This window comes from Cloacibacterium normanense (assembly GCF_003860565.1).
GTDB classification, from domain to species: domain Bacteria; phylum Bacteroidota; class Bacteroidia; order Flavobacteriales; family Weeksellaceae; genus Cloacibacterium; species Cloacibacterium normanense.
This window is the reverse complement of the sequence record NZ_CP034157.1, coordinates 1,476,642-1,496,275: the sequence shown is the minus strand read 5'-3', so window position 1 is coordinate 1,496,275 and position 19,634 is coordinate 1,476,642. Positions and strand designations below refer to the sequence as shown.

Below are 19,634 nucleotides of genomic sequence, written 5' to 3'. Positions count from 1 at the left end.
ATCATTTTTGATGAAAATGTTTCGGGAAAGCATCTTCTGGTTTCATTTTCAATACATTCAGCTTAACCCAAGATTCTAAAAATCCGTAACCGTAAGAAAACATCTGAATGTAAGTGGTAATAATCGCTTGTGCAGCAATAGCAATGTTTTTAGTCAAATACAAAGCATGAACAAAAATGACCAAAGTATAAAAACCGTAACATGCCAAAACAAAACCTTTTTGTAAAAGGAAATATTCTAAAATTCCTGCGACATAACCCAATAAAAATAATGTAGGGAACCAAAAAGTTGGTTTTACATAATTGGGATGTCTCTGGTTTAGAATAGGTCTTGCACAACCAAATTGATACACTTGTTTTGAGAATTTTCCTAAATCTGTTCTGCGTTTGTGATAAACGCCAATATCGTCAAAAAAAGCAGTTTGGTAACCGTTTTCCCAAATCGTCATCGATAAATCTGGATCTTCGCCAATTCTCATTTCAGAGAAACCTCCAATTTTTAGGAAAATTTCTTTATTTACGCCCATATTAAAACTTCTTGGTTGAAATCTGGTCACTGCTTTTTTGCTTCCTCTAATTCCACCAGTTGTAAAAACCGAAGTCATAGAGTAGGAGATGGCTTTTTGTAAAAGATTGAAACCTTTGTGAGCTTTGTCTGCGCCACCAAAAGCTGCACAATCTGTTTTTTCTAGATTTTTTTTGATATTTTCTATGTAATCTTTTTCTACAATGACGTCAGAATCTACGAAAACCAACCAATCATTTTTGGCACGATTTGCTCCGTAATTTCTAGATAAACCAGGTCCAGAATTCGCTTTTTTGAAATATTGAATATTCAACATTTCCTTAAAAGTTTCCACAGTAGGCACTAAATCTACGAACGAACCATCATCTACGATGATGACTTCAAAATCTTTATCGGTTTGAGCAATAAGAGAGTTCAAAAGCTCGAATAATTCGTCTTTTCTGTTGAAAATTGCGACTACAATGGAAATGGTTTTTTGCATTCAACAAAAATAGTGGTTTCAAACGTATTTGAATAAATTTAGACCAAGAAATTCTATAAATTTGCAAAATGATCATTCCTGCATCAAGCATTCAACATACTAACTTTTCTATCAATTGCAATGGTAGATTAGTAGATTTAAACACTCCCAAAATTATGGGAATTCTTAATCTTACTCCAGATTCTTTTTCGGATGGTGGAAAGTTTAACAACGAAAAATCAGCACTTCTTCATGCCGAAAAATTGCTTAAAGATGGAGCAGATTTCATAGATATTGGAGCGCAATCTACTCGTCCGAATGCTGAATATCTCTCTGCAGAAGAAGAAATCAGAAGAATTGGTAATGTTATTTCTTTAATTAAAAAAGAATTTCCAGAAGCTTTAATTTCTATTGATACTTTTTATGCAGACGTAGTGAAATTCGGATATAATGAAGGAATGGATGTGGTGAATGATATTTCTGGCGGTGATTTTGATGATAATTTGTTGAAAACGGTAGCAGAAACAAAATTGCCTTATATTTTGATGCATAGCAATTCTACTTACCAAAATATGCACGAAAAAATTCATTACGAAGATATAATTGTAAGTTTGAATTATTCTTTTTCAAAGAAAATTAATGAATTACAAAAATTAGGGATTTATGATGTGATTCTAGATCCAGGTTTTGGTTTTGGAAAAACCATTGAAGATCAATACAAAATGATTGATGAAGTTCAACATATTGGTTTCGAGAAATTTCCTTTGTTAATCGGAATTTCTCGAAAATCTTTTATCTACAAACCTCTAGGGAAACACCCAACAGAAATTAACGAAGAAACCCAAAATCTGCACCGAAAAGTTTTAGAAAAAGGTGCGAAAATTTTAAGAGTTCACGATGTTGCTGAAACGAGAAATTTAGTGCGAGAATTGTAGAGTTGTAGAATGGGAGAATTGTAGAGTGGGAGAGTTGGAAAGTTGTAGAATCGGAGAGTTGTAGAGTTGTAGAGTGGGAGAGTTGGAAAGTTGTAGAATCGGAGAGTTTTTATTATTTAGAGGTGAAGTTTGTCCATTTTTCTACATTGTTAATCATATAAATTATCATTGCAATGATTTCGTTGTATTTTTCATTAAATATTCTGAATTGTTCTTCTGTAATATAGTTACAATGAAATGAATACTCCAGCCAAGTTTGTGTTTCTCTTGCTTCTCCTTCTGCATCTGTTAATTTTGAAACAAATGATTTAGGGTATCTCCTTTTTCCCCAAGATTCTGATATATTTGCAGAAACAGAACGAGAAGAGCGTCTAATTTGATCAGTTAGTGAATATTTTTCTTCAATTGGAAATTTAAAGGAAATCTTAAAAATTTCCATTGCAACATCAAAAGATTTTTGATAAACTTTTAATTCAGTATGATATTTTATAATAGCCATATTCTCATATAATTAAAACTTTCTACAATAATTCTCCCACTCTACAATTCTACAACTCTCCAATTCTCCCATTTAGGAATTATCTTTCTAGTTTAAAATCTTTAATCAACTTCGGTTTTTCTGGTTCGTTGGCAACTTTCCAAGAAGTTCTGTACATCCATTCCGTCATTTTATATAATTTTTTGAAATTAATATTTTCGGATTCATCTTGTGGAGTGTGGTATTGATAGTGCAGAACACTGGTGAAAAATAACGCAGGAATTCCTGCTTTTGCATACGGAAGATGATCACTTCTAAAATAGAAATATTCTGGATGTTCTGGCAAATCCCAAGCTTTCAAAAATTTGAATTTCGTGCTTTCATTGTTAGCGTCAAGAGCCATTTTTACCAATTCTTCAGAGTTTTTGTGAGGAACTTCGCTACCCAAAAGTGCTGCTTCGTTGTTGTCATTTCTTCCAATCATATCTCCGTTTAGCACAGCAACAATGCTTTCTTTCGGAACTACAGGATGTGCAGCATGCCAACGAGAACCCAATAAACCTCTTTCTTCAGCGCCGTGAATTACGAATAAAATACTGCGTTTAGAAGGTTGTTTGTTATAAGCTCTTGCCATTGCCAACATTGCTACGCAAGTACTTGCATTATCATCTGCACCATTGTAAATCGTGTCATTTTTTACAGGATGACGAATGCCATCATGATCTTGATGGCCGCTCAAAAGAACATATTCTTTTTTCAATTGAGGATCTGTTCCTTCAATTTTTCCGATGATATTTACGGAAGGATATTTATAGGTTTCGGTTTGGATGTTTAATGTAATTTCAGGATTGTTTTTTACCCAATTTTCGTTTTCTTGTTTAATCCAAAAAACGGGAATTCCTACATCTACTTTTTCTCTCAGTCCTTCTACACCGTAAGTTCCTCTGGTCATTTGTGGCAGAACTTCTATCCAACTTTTGTCTGAAATATCATCTGTGATGAAGATAATTCCTTTTGCGCCAAGTTGAGAAATGGTTTTGTAATATTTTGTTCTGATAAATCCAGGATATCTTCTTTCAAAAAGAGTCATTTCTTTAGATACGTTGAGGTCTGAAGCTTTCAGAGCTACTACCTTACCTGCAATATTTTTAGAGGCCAAATCTTGAGGTTCTATTTTTCCTAAATACAAAACTGGAGCGGTAAAATTATTATCGGTAACATCTTGCACCAATATGTCTTTCCAAATTTTGAGGTTTTTATCTCCAATTTTTACAGAACTCTGCGGTGAAACTTGATGACGATACATGTCAAAAAACTGAAAAAATGTTCCGTTATCACCTGCTGGTTTCATGCCTGCTTCTTTCATTTTATCAGCAAACCACATCGAAACTTTCAGTTCGTCTAAAGTTCCTGCTTCTCTTCCCCAAAATTGGTCTGCCGCCATTTGGTACATATCAGTTTTTAAATCTTTTTCTGTAATAGCAGAAACCAAAGGTTTTTTGTAAGATTGAGCGTTGAAAAGATTAAGCGATAGAATACTTAATATTAGAAAGGATTTTTTTAAATTCATAACCGAAAGTTTTCACGAATTTAGAGAATTAATTTTGAATTTACATTCCGTAGGAATGATATATGTGTAGAAAATAAATGGTGAAAAAAAAGGGCGCTCCGTAGGAGCGCTATCTTTTTAATTCAAATTAGAGATTTTATCTGTGTATTCTTTGGCAAAGGTTTTTCGGTCTTCTTCTAATTTTTCTAAATTTTGGGGAAGAATGTAATTGAAAAGTATTTTTTCGTTTTCGTCTAGGAAGATGATTTCTTTTTCTTCTCCGTCTATCATTTGTGAGAAAATTTCCCACATAGAAGTGTCTTTCAGTTTTATAAATTCAAAAAAATCTTTGGCTTTTATTTGGATAACTTTCATTTTGGGTAAAATCTTAAATTTTTGGTAAAAATAGTGAATTTGTAACGAAGTCTTGCAATAAGGATGGAAGTGTAAATCCCGCAGTCTCGTCTGAAAGACGAGACGAGGAATTGCAACGGACAGCCTGGTTTTGCAAATTTTTTGAAATGGATTTTGCAAAGGAAAATTTGCGAAAATTGCCATAAAAAAATAAAAAGAACGCACTAAAAGCACGTTCTCTATATTTTAAAAAATTTCGGAAAATTTTATTTTTTCTCTAAAACTTCGTCTACCATTCCGTATTCTTTGGCTTCGTAAGAAGTCATCCAATAATCACGGTCTGATGCTTTTTCTACCCATTCGTAAGACTGACCAGAATGTGCAGAAATAATGTCATACAACTCTTTTTTAAGCTTTAGCATCTCTCTTAGGTTGATTTCCATATCACTTGCCACACCTTGAGCGCCACCACTTGGCTGGTGAATCATCACTCTAGAATGTTTAAGCGCAGAACGTTTTCCTTTTTCACCAGCAACTAATAAAACAGCGCCCATACTAGCAGCCATACCTGTACAAATAGTAGCTACATCTGGTTTGATGATTTGCATGGTGTCATAAATTCCTAATCCCGCGTAAACGCTTCCACCAGGAGAATTGATGTAAATCTGAATGTCTTTAGAAGGGTCTGAACTTTCTAAAAATAATAACTGAGCGGTTACAATATTGGCAACTTGGTCATCAATCCCTGTTCCTAAGAAGATGATTCTATCCATCATGAGACGAGAGAAAACGTCCATTTGAGCTACGTTCATTCTACGTTCTTCCATGATGTAAGGCGTAAGATTGGTTGGGTTAAAAATTCCCATGTATTGGTCAGTTGCTAATCCGCTATTTCCTAAATGTTTTACAGAGAAATCTCTGAATTCTTTTTTTATGTCCATAAATTTGTTATTCGTTTAAATATTGTCTAACTTCTTTTTCTAAAACAGGTAAATACTGTGTAATAATAGACCAAATTAATTCATCTGAAACTTGATCATATCCATGAATAATTTTATTTCTTACACTTATGATTTTTCTTTTATCAGTAATTTCTAAATTTTCATCTTTTTTAGAAATTCTATTTACTGCTTCTCCTATTATTTCTAAATTTCTTTCTACTGCACGTTTGGTTTTAACGTCTGAAGAATAATCTTGAAAATTGGTTTCTTCAAAATCTACAAAACTCTCAATTTCTAAAATTGAATTTAGAATATCAAAGAGCCAAACTTGTATTTCCTTATCCATATATTAGCTGCTTTTGATGATTAACTACTTCAAGAAAATATGGGTTTTTAATGGATTTTTCTTCCAATAGATCTATTTCTCTTTTCAATATTTCTTCTAATGAAAATTTTAAATCAAAATAATTGTCTGCATATTTTGATAAATCTAATTGATGGAATTTTACAATAAAATCTATATCACTATTGTCATTAAATTTTTCTGTAAGAATAGAACCAAATACATATAATTTTTCAACATTGTATTTTTTACAAAGTTGAGCGATTGCATTTTGATGTATTTGTATTTTCTTCATACTTCTTTTTATTCAAAGTCTGTTCCTTTTTACAAATTTAGCCAAAGTGTCACAAAATTCTAAATAAATTTTCGTCTATTTTGTTTTTAAGTTTTGTGAGGTTGATGATTTTTAGATAAGTTTCTGCTGAATTTTCCTCTGAAATTTGGTGTTTTAAATCGTTTATGATTTTTACTACAAATTCTCTTTTGTGTCTTATGATGACATCTTTTACAATTTTGTCTACCAATTCTTCTTCTTTGCTGAAGTAGATATTATGTTTTTCCCAATTGCTGGTTTCATGAGCGTTAATTAATGCATCTGCAGTTTTTGTCACCACTTCTTCATCCATGAAAGTTTTGAAAAAATCACTAGAACGAAGTTCATTTTGCTGGATTCCTGCTTTTATTTCTTCAATAATTCTTTTATTCAAAGGAGAAATAGGTTGATATTGGTCTTCTTCTAAATGATTAATGATTTCTTCAATGACTGTGGTTTCGTAATTTTCGTTGTCTGGTGTTTTTCTGAACAGTTTAAATTGACCAAATTTCAACATGAGTTCTACCAATTTTTCTTCTAAAACCAAAAGAGGATTGATGGTTTCTGTAAATTCTTGAACTTTTTCAAGTTTTACAACATTTGCTTCTCTTTTCTCAGCAGGTTTTTGCTGTTGAACCACTTGTTTCTGAACGCCTAATTCATTAAAAAGCGACTGTTCCGAAAGTCCAAAATGAGTAGAAACTTGTTTTAGGTAAACCTCTTGTTTTAACGCATTAGAAACGAAACCAATAGATTTTACAATATCTCTAATCGCTTCCGCTTTTTTGATAGGGTCGTTATTGGCTTCTTTTAAAAGAATTTCAGCTTTGAAATCAATGAAATCTTTCGCTTGATTTTTAATGAAATCTTCTACAAAATCTCTAGGATTTTTTCTAGCAAAACTATCAGGGTCATCGCCATCAGGAAATAATACCACACGAATATTCATTCCTTCAGAAAGCAACATGTCTATACTTCTGAAACTGGCTTTAATTCCTGCAGCATCGCCGTCAAAAAGTATGGTTACGTTTTCGGTGAGACGTTTGATGAGTTTAATTTGTTCCGTTGTAAGCGCAGTTCCAGAACTTGCTACCACGTTTTCAATTCCGCTTTGGTGAAGCGAAATCACATCCATATAACCTTCTACCAATAAACATAAATTTTCTCTGGAAATGGCTTGTTTGCTTTGGTTTAAACCATAGAGAACGTTAGATTTATGGTAAATTTCGGTTTCTGGTGAATTGAGATATTTGGCAGTTTTTACATTGGATTTCAGAATTCTGGCTCCGAAACCTAAAACTCTTCCCGAAAAACTATGTATTGGAAAAATTACACGTTCACGAAATCGGTCAATTCCTGATGGTGAATTTTCTGGGAAAATTGAAATTCCAGATTTTTCTAAAATTTCTTTTTCATAACCTTTTGCTAAAGCATATTCTGTAAAAGCATTTTTCTTTTCTGGAGAATAGCCTAATTGAAATTTTTTGATGATGTCATCATGCAGTTCACGTTCCTTGAAATAGGAGAGTGCAATGGTTTTTCCTTCTTCGGTTTCCCAAAGGTTTTCTTGGAAAAAAGTGTTGGCTACTTCATGTATTTTGTAAAGAATTTCTCTTTCGGATTGAGCTTTTTTTTGCTCTTCAGAATATTCTACTTGGTCTTCTTCTATTTCTATGCCGTACTTTTTGGCAGCATGTCTTAGCGCTTCAGGATAGGTAAATCCTTCTATTTCCATGAGGAAAGTGATGGCAGTTCCACCTTTTCCAGAGGAGAAGTCCTTCCAAATTTGTTTGCTGGGAGAAACCACAAAACTCGGCGTTTTTTCTTCATGAAACGGACTCAAGCCCTTAAAATTAGAGCCTGCACGTTTTAACTGAACATATTCACCGATAATTTCTTCTACTCGAATCGTAGAGAAAATTTTATCTATGGTCTTCTGAGAAATCATTTTGTAAAATTACAAAAATAAGTTAAGCTTTTTTAATGGCTTTTTGTTGATTTTTTTAGAATTCTTTAACAGATGTTTTTGTTTTTAAATATTATCTTTGTCGTCATATAAATTAACTGAATGGAATTATTACAATTTATCCTAGATTTTTTAGGAAATCCCTTATTAGTGCTTACCGAAATTATTAGAGACTATGGTATTTATATTTACTTATTTTTATTTTTAGTGATTTTCGTAGAAACAGGTGTGGTAGTAATGCCATTTTTGCCTGGCGATTCTCTACTTTTTGCAGTGGGTTTAATTGCTTCTACAACAGGTCAAATAGATATTTATACCATTATACCGTTATTGGTTTTAGCTGCGCTTTTAGGAGATAATTTGAATTACTTTATCGGGAAAAAATTCGGGGATTTTATTCAATCTAAAGAAAGAATACTCTTTTTAAAGAAATCTCATATTGAAGACACCGAGAAATATTTTGCGGAAAATGGGGGAAAAACAGTAATTCTAGCAAGATTTATCCCAATTGTGAGAACCATCGCTCCTTTCGTAGCAGGAGCGGGAGAAATGAAGTACAGAACTTATTTATTGTACTGTATTACTGGTGCTTTTATTTGGGTGACTTCTATTACTTTGCTTGGATATTTTCTAGGAAATATTGAGTGGGTGAAATTAAATTTTGAAAAATTTGTTTTAGGAATTGTGTTTATTTCAGTTTTACCTATTATCTTTAAAGCAATTAAAAGAAAATAGCATAGATGTTAGAAAGCATTTGGAGTTTCCTCTTAGATTTTGTTTCCAAGCCTGATCAGGTACTTTTAGCGATTATCGAAAAGTATCATAATTGGGTGTATGTTTTCTTGTTTTTAATCATTTTTGCAGAAACAGGTCTTATCATTGCTTCTTTTCTCATGCCATTTTTACCTGGTGATGCATTGATATTTACCATTGGTTTATTGGCTCAAGAAGGTTCTCTTAATATATATTTGGTGATTCCTTTGCTTATTTTCGCGGCGATTTTAGGAGATAATCTAAACTATTACGTGGGAAAACGCTTTGGTGATTATATCATGAACAGCGAAAAAGATTTTTTCATTAAGAAAAAACATCTAGAAAAAGCCAAAGATTTTTTTGATAAAAACGGAAAAAACTCTATCATCATTGCCCGATTTGTTCCCGTAATTAGAACAATCGTTCCATTTTTATGTGGTTCTACCAAAGTGAAATATTCTACTTTTCTAAGTTTTAGTATGATTGGAGCATTTCTTTGGGTAGGTGTAATAGGATTGTTAGGCTACAACTTAGGGAAAATAGAATGGGTAAAAGAAAATTTAGATTTAATGATTTGGGGAATCATCATTTTGGCGAATATTCCGCTTATCAAACAAATATTTTTTTCAAAGAAAAAGGAAGTTTAAATTTTTAAACTTCCTTTTTTTTATCTTGTTATTCCTTTTAATAATCCCGAAATAATAGCTTGTTTGGGCGTTGCAACACCATTAGGATTGGTAATGGTTTTTGGAATTTGATAAGGATTAACGGTAAATCTTGAATTAAGTTGATTCAAATTTCTTTGGATGTCATTCCCTTCATTTTGAGTTTCTTTAAAAAACAAAGATTTGTTTACAATAGGATTTGCTATTTTTAAAGAATAAACTGCTGCTTTTTCAACTTTTGTAGAATCTAAAATTTGAGCTTTAGAAACAAATGAAATTGCCAACAATAATGGTAAATACAATTTTTTCATCTTTCTTTAATTTGCTACTAAATTAGAAAATAATTTTTATAAATCATTGTTTTTCAGAAGAAATGTTACAAGTCAAAATCATCATCAGAAACCGCAGTTCCTTCGTTCATTAAGTAAGCTTTCAAAAATGGAGTGAGATTTCCGTTCATTACGCCATCAACATCCGAAGTTTCATAGCCAGAACGCACGTCTTTTACCAATTTATAAGGATGCATTACGTAGTTTCTGATTTGGCTTCCCCATTCAATTTTCATTTTTCCTGCTTCTATTTCGTTTCTGGCTTTCATTCTTTCTTCCAATTCCATTTCATAGAGACGAGATTTTAAGAGTTGCATCGCTTTTTCTTTGTTTTGAAGCTGAGAACGAGATTCTGAATTTTCAATAATAATTCCAGTAGGAGCGTGACGAAGACGTACTGCAGTTTCTACCTTGTTTACGTTTTGTCCACCCGCTCCAGAAGCTCTCATGGTTTCAAAGCTAATATCTGCTGGATTAATATTAATTTCTATAGAATCATCTACCAAAGGATAAACATACACCGAAACAAAGCTGGTATGACGTTTTGCATTGCTGTCAAATGGTGAAATTCTCACCAATCTGTGAACTCCATTTTCGCCTTTCAAATATCCGAAAGCATACTCTCCGTCAATTTCTAAAGTCACGGTTTTTACACCAGCTACATCGCCTTCCTGGTAATTCAGTTCACGGATTTTATAGCCTTGTTTTTCGCTCCACATTTGATACATTCTCATGAGCATAGAAGCCCAATCACACGATTCTGTACCACCAGCTCCTGCAGTAATTTGTAGCACGGCAGAAAGTTCATCGCCTTCATTAGACAGCATGTTTTTGAACTCTAGATTTTCAATTTTTTCAACTAATTGAGGGAATTGCTCATCTAATTCTTGTTCAGAATCCGCATCTTCTTTGGCAAATTCTACCAAAACTTGTAAATCTTCAAACTGAGTATGAATTTCTTCATATTCTTCCACCCATTTTTTCTTAGAACGCAGTTGTTTTAGGAAGCCTTCCGCTTCTTTTGGGTTGTCCCAAAATTCTGGAGCAGCCGTTTTTTCGTCATCGTTGATGATTTCTAGTTTCTTCTTTTCAATTTGAAGAAATTTATGCAAATCTTCGATGCGTTTTTGTGTATCTTTAAGTTGGTCTGTTGTAATCAAAACTAAAATCTTTAGATGTGCAAAAATAAGGTTTTATTTAGATTGTAGGCCACTGTTTTTATTTTTAAAATTTCTAGTTTTGTGGAATGAAAACCCAACTCATTTTCCTTTTTACTTTTCTGTTTTTCTTTGCTCAAGCTCAATTACAAGAAAACACTTGGTACAAAGTTTCTAAAATTACAGATGGTGATACTTTTTAAGTCACTACTTCATCATCAGAAAAATATAAAATCAGATTAATTGGCATTGATGCGCCAGAAACTAGAAACCTAGGCGTGAAAGTTCGTAAAGAATATTTCGGAACCGAAGCTAAAATTTTCGTTACACAACTTTTAAAAAACAAAAAGGTGAAACTGACTTTTGATGTTCAAAAAACAGACAGATACGGAAGAGTTTTAGCTTATGTTTATTTAGAAAATGGAGTTTTTCTCAATCAATATTTAGTAGAAAATGGTTTTGCTGTGGTTTCTACATTTCCACCAAATGTAAAATTTGTAGAAGTTTTTACCAAAGCTGAAAAATCTGCCAGAAATAAAAAATTGGGATTGTGGAAAATGAATTAACCACAAAAGGAACAAAAGTTTTTAACCAATTTTAAAGAAGTAAAATTCCAAACAAATAAAGAACAAATAAGTCTTTTTGTTCTTTTGAAATACTAAAATTTAAAATAATTTCTTTTGTGTCTTTTGTGGTTTAAAAATTTTGCTAAACTAAAAACTTACAAATCTCAACTGTAATCCAAAATTATCTTTAAACTCCGAAGTTTGATAATAGCCTAATCTATAGGAAAATCCTAAACCTAAACCTGTTCCCAAAAATCTATTCCAAACCAATCCAACTTCTTGATAATTATGATTTAAAACTTGGAAATTAAACTGATGATTTTCAGGATTTTTGAAATTTCCAACCGCAGATTGATACTCTATTTGCAAAGAAGATAGATTTTTCCCCAAAGTTCTAAATTTGAAAGGAAGCAATTGAGAAACCTGAAAAGCCACAAATTTATCGGCGTAAAAAGTTCCAGAAGGCATCGTTACGAAACCTAAATTAGAAGGCGTATTAATTCTACCTCGCAATTTTTCTGTTGAAATGTCTGTTTGTCCTGCCAATTCAAAATTTTTCCAAATAGGAGCTGTTCCTGAAGAAATTCCACCAAAAAATTTAAGATTGGTAACGCCTATTTTGCTTCTGAATTGATGAATAGCAAGAGCATCAAGTCTTTGGTAATCTAATTTTCCACCGAAAGATTCTAGTCCTTTTTCAAAATTCACAAAAAATTGTGGGAATTTTTTTTCATAAGTATATTTTCCACCAGGTGTCATTATATTTTTGTCATTTGGCGAATATTTCAGAGATAGAGTAGTGCTGAAATTCTCGAAATTATTTGCAAAATTTTTGTATTGATAATCGAAAAGTGCTTTTTGTTTTTCTTTATTTAAAGCTAATTTAAAAGTTAATGAATTGGTGACATCATATAAAAATGAAGTGCTGATTTGTTGATTTTTATAAAAATTAGCGTTATGTAAATCTAAATCCAAATCTTGCATTTTTGTGAAATTATCCCACAAATTATTGCTAAATCTTCCTGCCGCAAAAACATCATCAAAATATTGAATTCTGAAAATAGAAGTTCTTTTTTGTGAAATTTTGAAATCTAAACCTGCTCCATATTTCCAAGTGTGATCTCGGAAACCGTAACCAAAATAAGCATCGGGAGAAAAAGTTTTAGAAAATTTTTCGTTGAGTTTTACACCAGTTCCTAATCGTAAACCTTCGTATTGATCAAATTTTATGAGTTTTGTTAAATCAAAATCCAGCATTTTATAACGGAAATTTCCTTTCATTAAATTGGTGAAAAGGCTCACTTTCTTTTCAATATTTGCTTTTTTTACGAGGGTGTCTATTTTGTTGTAAGTTGCACTTTCTCTTGTAGTTAGAGAATCGGTTCTGTATTGAGAAAGCAAGCTTCCGTCAGCATTTTTCACTTCTAAAGAATAGCCAGAAAAATCACTTTTTTGTTGAGTAATATTGGTTTCAAAATCAAAATATTGGTTTTTTACATACAGAAAATTACCAAATTTTTTGGTTTTGAACTTTTGCTTTTCGTCTTTTTTCACACTGTCTTTTTTGGCTGTTTCAAAACGAGAGTCGCCCATTTTTACTTTCAGGTTTTCAGAAACCAAAAACCATTTATTGTTAATAGGTTTCCAAATGATGGTTCCGCTTCCTTCGTTTCGTTTTTTACTGCTGGTTTCCAGTTTTTTTAAAGCATAATTTTCTGCATCAATGTGAATTTTACCATTGTATTTTCTCGGATTTTGCTTCAATTTATTGGTGATTTCTTTGAATTTAATCACATAAGTTTTTCTATTGTCAATTTCAATAGTGTCTGAAAGATAATAACGATAAATGTTGCGATTTTCTGGACTTAACTGTCTTGGAATACGATTGAGATAAGAAATGTTCAATGCCAAAGCTTCATAAATTGGGTTCGGAAAACCAGACATTCTGTTGTCTAAAATATTGGTTTTTTCGCCATATTTTTTAGAAAATTTATGTTCAGAAGCTTTTTCCCAAAGGAAAAACTGACTTTCTTTGGTTGCATTCACAAAATCTTCTCCTAGAAGAGAATCTTTCTTTTCTTTGTCTTTTTGTTTGAATGTTCTTTTCTCAATTCTAGCCAGAGAATCTTCTCTTTTTGCTAAAAATTCTTTGTAAGTAGAAAGTGAATCTTTATCTACATCAATCGAAATTTTACTGTATGATTTGAATTGATAAGAATCTAATGCTTGTGGACTGTTTTTTTTGTAATTTTTATTGAATTCGTCTAGGATTTTTAGTGCTTTTGCGTCGCTTTTATCGGTGAGAATAACTTTGTCTATGTTTCCCGTTTTTTCTTTACTTGGCGCCAAAGAAACTTTCATTTCTTTTTGTACGCTCACTTCTTTATCTTCAAAATTATTGGCAAAAATTTCTACTTTTTTACATTTGGTTTTGAAAGTTAATTTCCCATTTGCATCAGTTTTTCCAAGCAAATCATCATCACAATATACAGCAGCATTGTACACCGCTTTTTGATTTTTAGCATTGATAACTTGAAGTTGATTTTGAGAAAAATATAAAGTAAAAATAAGGAGAAATAGCGCCGATAAAGTTTTTTTCATTTGGTTTTTTCTAATAAGACAAAACTATGGATTAAAATGTTACACAAAGGCTCATAAAATCACAAATTTTTATTAAAAAACCCTCTCAATTTTCTTGAAAGGGTTAAAATATTTTAAATTTTCGTAAAATTAAATTTCCATTGCTTTATTCAAAGCATTTTCAATTCCTGCAAGGTTTTTTCCACCGGCAGTTGCGAAACCTGGGTTTCCACCACCGCCACCTTGGATTTCTTTTGCGAGTTCTTTTACGATATTTCCTGCATGATAATTTGCTTCTAAATCTGCAGAAACACCAACGGTAATCATTGGTTTTTCGCCTGCGTCAGAAACCACAATCGTTACAGAATTTGGAATTTCTTTTTTCAATTGGAATACAATATCTTTTACAGAACCAGCGTCAAGAGAAGTTCGTTTTACCAATAATTGTTTGTCGCCTTTTTGTACGAAAGCGTTTTTCCAATCATTAATTTCGCCTTTTGCTTTTTCTTTTTTCAAAGCTTCAACTTCAGATTTTAGAGCTGCGTTTTCTTCCAGCAATTTTTCGATAGATTTTACTAAATCTTTAGATTTTAACAATACAGAAATTTCTTTCAGTTGGTTTTCTAAATTTTTGAAATATTCCGATGCTTTATCACCAGAAATTGCTTCTATTCTTCTAATTCCAGCAGCAGTAGAACTTTCTGCAACCAATTTAAAATGCCCAATTTCGCCAGTAGATTTTACGTGAGTTCCACCACATAATTCTCTTGAACTTCCGAATTGAATCATTCTTACATTGTCACCATATTTTTCCCCGAAAAGTGCCATCGCTCCTTTGTCTAGCGCTTCCTGAATCGGGATATTTCTGAATTCCTGTAATGGAATGTTTTCCTTGATTTTAGCATTTACTTTTTCCTCAACCAAAGCTAATTCTTCTTCGTTCATTTTAGAAAAATGCGAGAAGTCAAAACGCAAATATTCTGGACCTACATAAGAACCTTTTTGTTCTACGTGAGTTCCTAAAACGTCTCTCAAAGCTTCGTGCAACAAGTGTGTTACTGAGTGATTCGCTTGAGTGTTTTTTCTGTCTGCGGTGTTTACTTCTGCGTAGAAAAGCGCTCCAGCATCTTTTGGCAATTCTTTCACCAAAGAAATAATCAGATTATTTTCTTTTTTAGTTTCTAAAACTTCTAAAATTTCAGTTGAATTTTCTCTGTCAAAAGCAGCAGGATTAGTAAGGTCAAAACCTTCTGCATAACTTGGGATAAGAATTCCTTTGTCACCAACCTGACCACCACCTTCAGGATAGAAAGGCGTTTTATTCAGTACAATTTGGAAGAATTCTCCGTCTTTATTTTCTACTTTTCTATATCTTGTAATATAAGTTTCAGAAGAAGTTTGGTCATATCCTACGAACGTTTCTGGTTTTTCTTCTAAAATTACCCAGTCATACACTTTTTGCGCAGATGATTTTTTAGAACGTTGTTTTTGTTTCTCCATTTCTTCATCAAAGCCTTTTTCATCAACTGTTAATTGCTTTTCTTCTGCAATAATTCTAGATAAATCGGCAGGGAAACCATAAGTATCATACAATTCAAAAACTTCGGCTCCAGGTAATACTTTTTCGTTTTTAGCAATGGTATCTTTGATAATGTGATCTAGACGAACCAAACCGTGTTCGATGGTTTTTAAGAAAGAATTTTCTTCTTCTTTAATCACTTCGGTCACCAATTTTTCTTGCTTCACAATTTCTGGGAAGAAAGCGCCCATTTGATTTTTAAGAACAGCCACCAATTCATATAAGAAAGGCTCTTTCATATCTAAAAATCTGTAAGAATACGAAATCGCTCTTCTCAAAATTCTACGAATTACGTAACCAGCACCACCATTAGAAGGCAACTGACCATCTGCAATGGCAAAAGCAACCGCACGAATATGGTCTACCACAACTCTAATCGCAATATCTTTTTCGTTTTCTAAAATTCCTTCATATTTTTTGCCAGAAAGTTCTTCTACTTTTGCAATCAGCGGAGTGAAAACATCGGTGTCATAATTAGATTTTTTACCTTGCAACGCCATACAAAGTCTCTCAAATCCCATTCCTGTATCTACATGTTGCGCAGGAAGTTTTTCTAGAGTTCCATCAGCTTTTCTGTTGAACTCCATGAATACGTTATTCCAAATTTCTACAACTTGAGGATGATCTTGGTTAATCAACTGAACTCCTGGAGTTTTTGCTTTTTCTTCTTCAGAACGTAGGTCTATGTGAATTTCTGAACAAGGTCCACAAGGTCCAGATTCGCCCATTTCCCAGAAATTATCTTTCTTGTTTCCATTGATAATTCTGTCATCTGAAATGTGTGCTTTCCAGAAATCATAAGCAGCTTGGTCGCGCTCTAAATTTTCTGAAGCGTCTCCTTCAAAAATGGTTACATATAGGTTTTCTTTTGGAATTTTATAAACTTCTGTCAGTAATTCCCAAGCAAAATCGATGGCTTCTTTTTTGAAATAATCTCCAAAACTCCAGTTTCCCAACATTTCGAACATGGTGTGGTGATACGTATCACGACCTACATCATCTAAATCATTGTGTTTACCGGAAACTCTCAAACATTTTTGAGTATCGGCAATTCTAGGTGCTTTTGGTTCTTTGTAACCAAGGAAATACTCCTTAAACTGCGTCATTCCAGAGTTGGAAAACATCAGAGTAGGGTCATCTTTCAGCACAATTGGAGCAGAAGGAACAATTAAGTGTCCTTTGCTTTTGAAAAAATCTAAAAACTGTTGGCGTATTTCTTGTGAAGTCATATTGATAATGCTTTCTATATATGTTTTGTAAAAACGCAAATTTAATGATTTTGAACATGATGTGGAAATAAAAAAACGCTCAAATTCATTTGAGCGTTTTTCTAAAAATTTATTTTTCCAAAAGCAAGCTGCACCATTCTTCGCGCTGTTGTTTGTTTTTGAGTTTAAGACCTTGTTCTGTGCAAACTTCCAAAATATCTGCTACATCAAAGAAACATAAGCCAGAAAGCAATAATTCGCTGCCTTGGTTCATATCTTTTACGTAAGTTGGGATGTCTGAAATCAAGATATTTCTATTGATATTCGCTAAAATAATATCAAATTTTTCTTTGCCTAAATTTTCAACCGTTCCCAATTCTATTCTGAGTTCTACGTTGTTTCTTTCAGCATTTTCTTTAGAATTTTCAACTGACCATTCGTCAATATCAATTGCGAGAACATCTTTTGCGCCTTTCATTTTGGCATAAATCGCTAAAACGGATGTTCCGCAACCCATATCCAAAACTTTTTTGTCTTTGAAATCCATTTCCAGCATTTGCTGAATCATGAGATGCGTAGTTGGGTGATGTCCCGTTCCGAAAGACATTTTCGGCTGAATAATGATTTCTTCCATCGCAGGATTTGGTTCGTGGAATTCTGCTCTGATTAAAACTTTGTCTTCTACATTAATTGGAGAGAAGTTTTTTTCCCATTCTTCGTTCCAGTTGATGTTCGGCATTTCTTGGAAAGTGTAAGAAATCTTCACATTTTCGTTATTGAAAATTTCTAGAGTTTTGAAATTCTCTTCGTTGACCAAATCCGTTGGAATATAAGCCAAAATGCCTTCTAATTCTTCGGTGAAACTGTCAAAACCTATTTCGATAAGTTCTGCCATTAAGATTTCATTCCAAGGTTCTAGCGGTTGTATTTTGAAGTTGAATTCTGTATAGTTTTGCATTTGTTTATTGTTTCGAGTTACGAGATTCGGGTTACGAGATTTGCAAATCTACGGAATTTGTTTTACGTAATAGGGTAAAGTTTTTTCGTAAATTTTTTGTAACACCAAGTTTTCCAAGTTTGTCACAACGTGGATAAGGTTTGTTTAAATTTTTGAGACGCTTTGCTTTTGGAAGTCTTATGTTTTTAAAGTAAATGATTTTTTTGTAACACAAAGTTCACGAAGATTTTTACAAAGTTCACAAAAAAGTTTTGAGATTTTTGAGACGCTTCGCTTTTGGAAGTTTTTTTTCGGCGCGAGCGAAGCGAGCGTCGATTGTTTTCAAAGTTTTGAACGTTCACAAAATTCCCCTTCTTTGAAGGGGTGGATTCAAAAATTTATAATTTTTGAAGACGGGGTAGTTTAGAAAAGTGAAAAGATAAACTGCCCGTGAATTTTAGCCACGATGGTAGTGGAAATCCTTTTTTAAAATTTTTGTAAGGTTACCCTTTTTGCGTTTGAACGCAGAAAGGGTTGTGTGCTGGCAAAATTTTTAAAAAGATTGCAACGGACAGCGTGTAGAAAAGTGGAAAAATCCCAAAACGTGTGCTACAAAAAAAGCCGAGAATAATTCCCGACTTCTACTTTTTACTTGGCTATTTTTACTTGGCTCTTATTGATTAAAACCTTCAATAATTTTAGAAAAATCTTCTAATTTCAAAGCCGCTCCACCAATTAGACCACCGTCAATGTCTGGCTGAGAGAAAATTTCCTTCGCATTGTCTGGTTTTACAGAACCTCCGTAAAGAATAGAGATTTCATCAGCTACTTCTTGTCCGTATTTCGCAGCGATTAAACTTCTGATGTGTGCGTGAATTTCTTGCGCTTGTTCTGGAGAAGCTGTTTCGCCAGTTCCGATTGCCCAAACTGGTTCGTAAGCGATTACCACTTTTTTAATTTCTTCAGCAGTAAGCGTGAAAAGAGCAGTTTCAGTTTGGTTTTTCACCACTTCAAGATGTTGACCAGCTTTTCTTTGTTCTAGAGTTTCTCCGTTGCAATAAATAGGAGTTAAACCTTTATCTAAAGCCAATTTTACTTTTCTATTGCAGTGAGAATCGGTTTCTCCATGATATTGTCTTCTTTCGCTGTGTCCGATGATAGAACCGTCCGCTTCGATAGATTGCAACATATCTGCAGAAATTTCACCGGTGTAAGCGCCACTTTCGTATTCGCTCATGTCTTGTGAAAAAACACCAACTTCGTTATTTTCGAAAATATCTCTTGCCATCATTAAGTACAATGAAGGCGGTGCAATCCAAACTTCGCAGTTGGTAGCGTTTGCTTTTTTATAATCTAATAATTGAGCCATTAATTGCTGAGCATCAATCACATTTTTGTTCATTTTCCAGTTTCCTGCTACGATGTTTTTTCTCATTTTTATAAAGTGTTGAGGTTAAATTTAAATTTTTACAAATTTCTGAATTTTTAAAGATTTACAGAAATTTGAGGGTATGAATTGAATCAGTTTTAATGAATTTCTTTCGTAGATTTTATTGATTTTCGGAGATTTACTTAAAATAAATCTAGAATCTAATTACCAACTACCAATTACTAATTACCAATTACATTTTCCAAATGGTTTTCATCAAAGAGTAGAAATCATGCTCTCTTTCTGAAACAGTTGAGTCTGCTTTGATGAGTTTTTTTGCAAATTGTTTAAATTCTTTACGTTCTTTTTCGGTAGAATCGTCTAGGAAACAATGTGCTTGAAACTCAAAATGGTCTTTCCAATCGCTAGGTTGAAGTGCAGAAATCACTTCTAACTCGTTATCCAAATTCACATGGAACGGAAATTCTTCTTCTAGATATTCTCTGATGACTTTTTCTTCGCCTGAATGAAATTTATAATCTACAGCCGAAAGAATCATCAATAAATGATATCCTGCGATGGATTTGTTGGTTTTTCTCATTTTATTTTATTTATTTTTTTTCACGC

The 19,634-nt window shown here is 32.9% G+C and carries 19 protein-coding genes; 4 read left to right on the top strand and 15 right to left on the bottom strand.

Annotated features, from left to right (window positions below):
- Position 1: 1 nt before the first annotated feature.
- Positions 2–1,006, bottom strand: a complete 1,005-nt coding sequence (locus EB819_RS06850; protein ID WP_069798044.1) for a glycosyltransferase family 2 protein — start codon at positions 1,004–1,006, stop codon at positions 2–4.
- Between the two features lie 68 nt (positions 1,007–1,074).
- Between EB819_RS06850 and folP the strand changes: the two genes are divergently transcribed.
- Positions 1,075–1,920, top strand: a complete 846-nt coding sequence (folP, locus tag EB819_RS06845; RefSeq protein ID WP_069798042.1) for a dihydropteroate synthase — start codon at positions 1,075–1,077, stop codon at positions 1,918–1,920.
- A 112-nt stretch (positions 1,921–2,032) separates the two neighbouring features.
- Here the strand turns inward: folP and EB819_RS06840 are convergent, their stop codons facing one another.
- From EB819_RS06840 to dnaG, 7 genes are all read right to left on the bottom strand, one after another.
- Positions 2,033–2,419: a four helix bundle protein gene (locus tag EB819_RS06840; protein ID WP_069798040.1), complete on the bottom strand. Its 387-nt coding sequence runs from the start codon at positions 2,417–2,419 to the stop codon at positions 2,033–2,035.
- 79 nt (positions 2,420–2,498) lie between these two features.
- Positions 2,499–3,968 carry a M28 family metallopeptidase gene (locus EB819_RS06835; RefSeq protein ID WP_069798039.1) on the bottom strand — a complete coding sequence of 490 codons (1,470 nt, stop codon included), beginning with the start codon at positions 3,966–3,968 and terminating at the stop codon, positions 2,499–2,501.
- Positions 3,969–4,085: 117 nt separating this feature from the next.
- Entirely contained in the window at positions 4,086–4,322 is a 237-nt protein-coding gene (locus EB819_RS06830; RefSeq protein WP_069798037.1) for a hypothetical protein, read from the bottom strand.
- 245 nt (positions 4,323–4,567) lie between these two features.
- Positions 4,568–5,242, bottom strand: coding sequence for an ATP-dependent Clp endopeptidase proteolytic subunit ClpP (gene clpP / locus EB819_RS06825; protein ID WP_069798035.1), 675 nt, complete (start codon positions 5,240–5,242; stop codon positions 4,568–4,570).
- Positions 5,243–5,249: 7 nt separating this feature from the next.
- Complete coding sequence (locus EB819_RS06820) at positions 5,250–5,588, bottom strand: HepT-like ribonuclease domain-containing protein (protein WP_069798034.1); 339 nt, start codon at positions 5,586–5,588, stop codon at positions 5,250–5,252.
- A complete protein-coding gene (locus EB819_RS06815; RefSeq protein WP_069798032.1) occupies positions 5,581–5,880 on the bottom strand; it encodes a nucleotidyltransferase family protein in 300 nt (99 codons plus the stop codon). Before EB819_RS06815 ends, EB819_RS06820 begins: the two co-directional genes overlap by 8 nt.
- Before the next feature lie 49 nt (positions 5,881–5,929).
- Positions 5,930–7,846 (bottom strand): DNA primase, encoded by a 1,917-nt coding sequence (dnaG, locus tag EB819_RS06810; protein WP_069798030.1) that lies wholly within the window; start codon positions 7,844–7,846, stop codon positions 5,930–5,932.
- A gap of 120 nt (positions 7,847–7,966) precedes the next feature.
- On the opposite strand from dnaG, the gene EB819_RS06805 reads away from it, so the two are divergent.
- Together EB819_RS06805 and EB819_RS06800 are read left to right on the top strand one after the other, a co-directional pair.
- Positions 7,967–8,599, top strand: a complete 633-nt coding sequence (locus EB819_RS06805; RefSeq protein ID WP_069798028.1) for a VTT domain-containing protein — start codon at positions 7,967–7,969, stop codon at positions 8,597–8,599.
- A gap of 5 nt (positions 8,600–8,604) precedes the next feature.
- Entirely contained in the window at positions 8,605–9,264 is a 660-nt protein-coding gene (locus EB819_RS06800; protein WP_069798026.1) for a VTT domain-containing protein, read from the top strand.
- Between the two features lie 20 nt (positions 9,265–9,284).
- Here EB819_RS06800 and EB819_RS06795 read toward each other — a convergent pair whose 3' ends face one another.
- On the bottom strand, positions 9,285–9,593 hold the full coding sequence (locus EB819_RS06795; protein WP_069798024.1) for a hypothetical protein: 309 nt from the start codon (positions 9,591–9,593) through the stop codon (positions 9,285–9,287).
- A gap of 65 nt (positions 9,594–9,658) precedes the next feature.
- A complete protein-coding gene (gene prfB, locus EB819_RS06790; protein WP_069798022.1) occupies positions 9,659–10,771 on the bottom strand; it encodes a peptide chain release factor 2 in 1,113 nt (370 codons plus the stop codon).
- Between the two features lie 275 nt (positions 10,772–11,046).
- On the opposite strand from prfB, the gene EB819_RS06785 reads away from it, so the two are divergent.
- On the top strand, positions 11,047–11,334 hold the full coding sequence (locus EB819_RS06785; protein ID WP_074650969.1) for a thermonuclease family protein: 288 nt from the start codon (positions 11,047–11,049) through the stop codon (positions 11,332–11,334).
- Between the two features lie 147 nt (positions 11,335–11,481).
- Here EB819_RS06785 and EB819_RS06780 read toward each other — a convergent pair whose 3' ends face one another.
- The 5 genes from EB819_RS06780 to EB819_RS06760 form a co-directional block, all read right to left on the bottom strand.
- Positions 11,482–13,935, bottom strand: a complete 2,454-nt coding sequence (locus EB819_RS06780) for a DUF5686 family protein (RefSeq protein WP_069798020.1) — start codon at positions 13,933–13,935, stop codon at positions 11,482–11,484.
- A gap of 129 nt (positions 13,936–14,064) precedes the next feature.
- A complete protein-coding gene (gene alaS / locus EB819_RS06775) occupies positions 14,065–16,722 on the bottom strand; it encodes an alanine--tRNA ligase (protein WP_069798018.1) in 2,658 nt (885 codons plus the stop codon).
- Positions 16,723–16,831: 109 nt separating this feature from the next.
- Positions 16,832–17,659, bottom strand: coding sequence for a 50S ribosomal protein L11 methyltransferase (prmA, locus tag EB819_RS06770; protein ID WP_069798016.1), 828 nt, complete (start codon positions 17,657–17,659; stop codon positions 16,832–16,834).
- A 652-nt stretch (positions 17,660–18,311) separates the two neighbouring features.
- Entirely contained in the window at positions 18,312–19,073 is a 762-nt protein-coding gene (tpiA, locus tag EB819_RS06765) for a triose-phosphate isomerase (protein ID WP_069798013.1), read from the bottom strand.
- A gap of 187 nt (positions 19,074–19,260) precedes the next feature.
- Entirely contained in the window at positions 19,261–19,608 is a 348-nt protein-coding gene (locus EB819_RS06760) for a hypothetical protein (RefSeq protein ID WP_069798011.1), read from the bottom strand.
- Positions 19,609–19,634 lie beyond the last annotated feature (26 nt).

What these genes read in the sequence shown, in the direction of transcription:
- EB819_RS06850 (WP_069798044.1), bottom strand. Translation starts at nt 1,006, where the DNA reads ATGCAAAAAACCATTTCCATTGTAGTCGCAATTTTCAACAGAAAAGAC.
- folP (WP_069798042.1), top strand. Translation starts at nt 1,075, where the DNA reads ATGATCATTCCTGCATCAAGCATTCAACATACTAACTTTTCTATCAAT.
- EB819_RS06840 (WP_069798040.1), bottom strand. Translation starts at nt 2,419, where the DNA reads ATGGCTATTATAAAATATCATACTGAATTAAAAGTTTATCAAAAATCT.
- EB819_RS06835 (WP_069798039.1), bottom strand. Translation starts at nt 3,968, where the DNA reads ATGAATTTAAAAAAATCCTTTCTAATATTAAGTATTCTATCGCTTAAT.
- EB819_RS06830 (WP_069798037.1), bottom strand. Translation starts at nt 4,322, where the DNA reads ATGAAAGTTATCCAAATAAAAGCCAAAGATTTTTTTGAATTTATAAAA.
- clpP (WP_069798035.1), bottom strand. Translation starts at nt 5,242, where the DNA reads ATGGACATAAAAAAAGAATTCAGAGATTTCTCTGTAAAACATTTAGGA.
- EB819_RS06820 (WP_069798034.1), bottom strand. Translation starts at nt 5,588, where the DNA reads ATGGATAAGGAAATACAAGTTTGGCTCTTTGATATTCTAAATTCAATT.
- EB819_RS06815 (WP_069798032.1), bottom strand. Translation starts at nt 5,880, where the DNA reads ATGAAGAAAATACAAATACATCAAAATGCAATCGCTCAACTTTGTAAA.
- dnaG (WP_069798030.1), bottom strand. Translation starts at nt 7,846, where the DNA reads ATGATTTCTCAGAAGACCATAGATAAAATTTTCTCTACGATTCGAGTA.
- EB819_RS06805 (WP_069798028.1), top strand. Translation starts at nt 7,967, where the DNA reads ATGGAATTATTACAATTTATCCTAGATTTTTTAGGAAATCCCTTATTA.
- EB819_RS06800 (WP_069798026.1), top strand. Translation starts at nt 8,605, where the DNA reads ATGTTAGAAAGCATTTGGAGTTTCCTCTTAGATTTTGTTTCCAAGCCT.
- EB819_RS06795 (WP_069798024.1), bottom strand. Translation starts at nt 9,593, where the DNA reads ATGAAAAAATTGTATTTACCATTATTGTTGGCAATTTCATTTGTTTCT.
- EB819_RS06780 (WP_069798020.1), bottom strand. Translation starts at nt 13,935, where the DNA reads ATGAAAAAAACTTTATCGGCGCTATTTCTCCTTATTTTTACTTTATAT.
- alaS (WP_069798018.1), bottom strand. Translation starts at nt 16,722, where the DNA reads ATGACTTCACAAGAAATACGCCAACAGTTTTTAGATTTTTTCAAAAGC.
- prmA (WP_069798016.1), bottom strand. Translation starts at nt 17,659, where the DNA reads ATGCAAAACTATACAGAATTCAACTTCAAAATACAACCGCTAGAACCT.
- tpiA (WP_069798013.1), bottom strand. Translation starts at nt 19,073, where the DNA reads ATGAGAAAAAACATCGTAGCAGGAAACTGGAAAATGAACAAAAATGTG.
- EB819_RS06760 (WP_069798011.1), bottom strand. Translation starts at nt 19,608, where the DNA reads ATGAGAAAAACCAACAAATCCATCGCAGGATATCATTTATTGATGATT.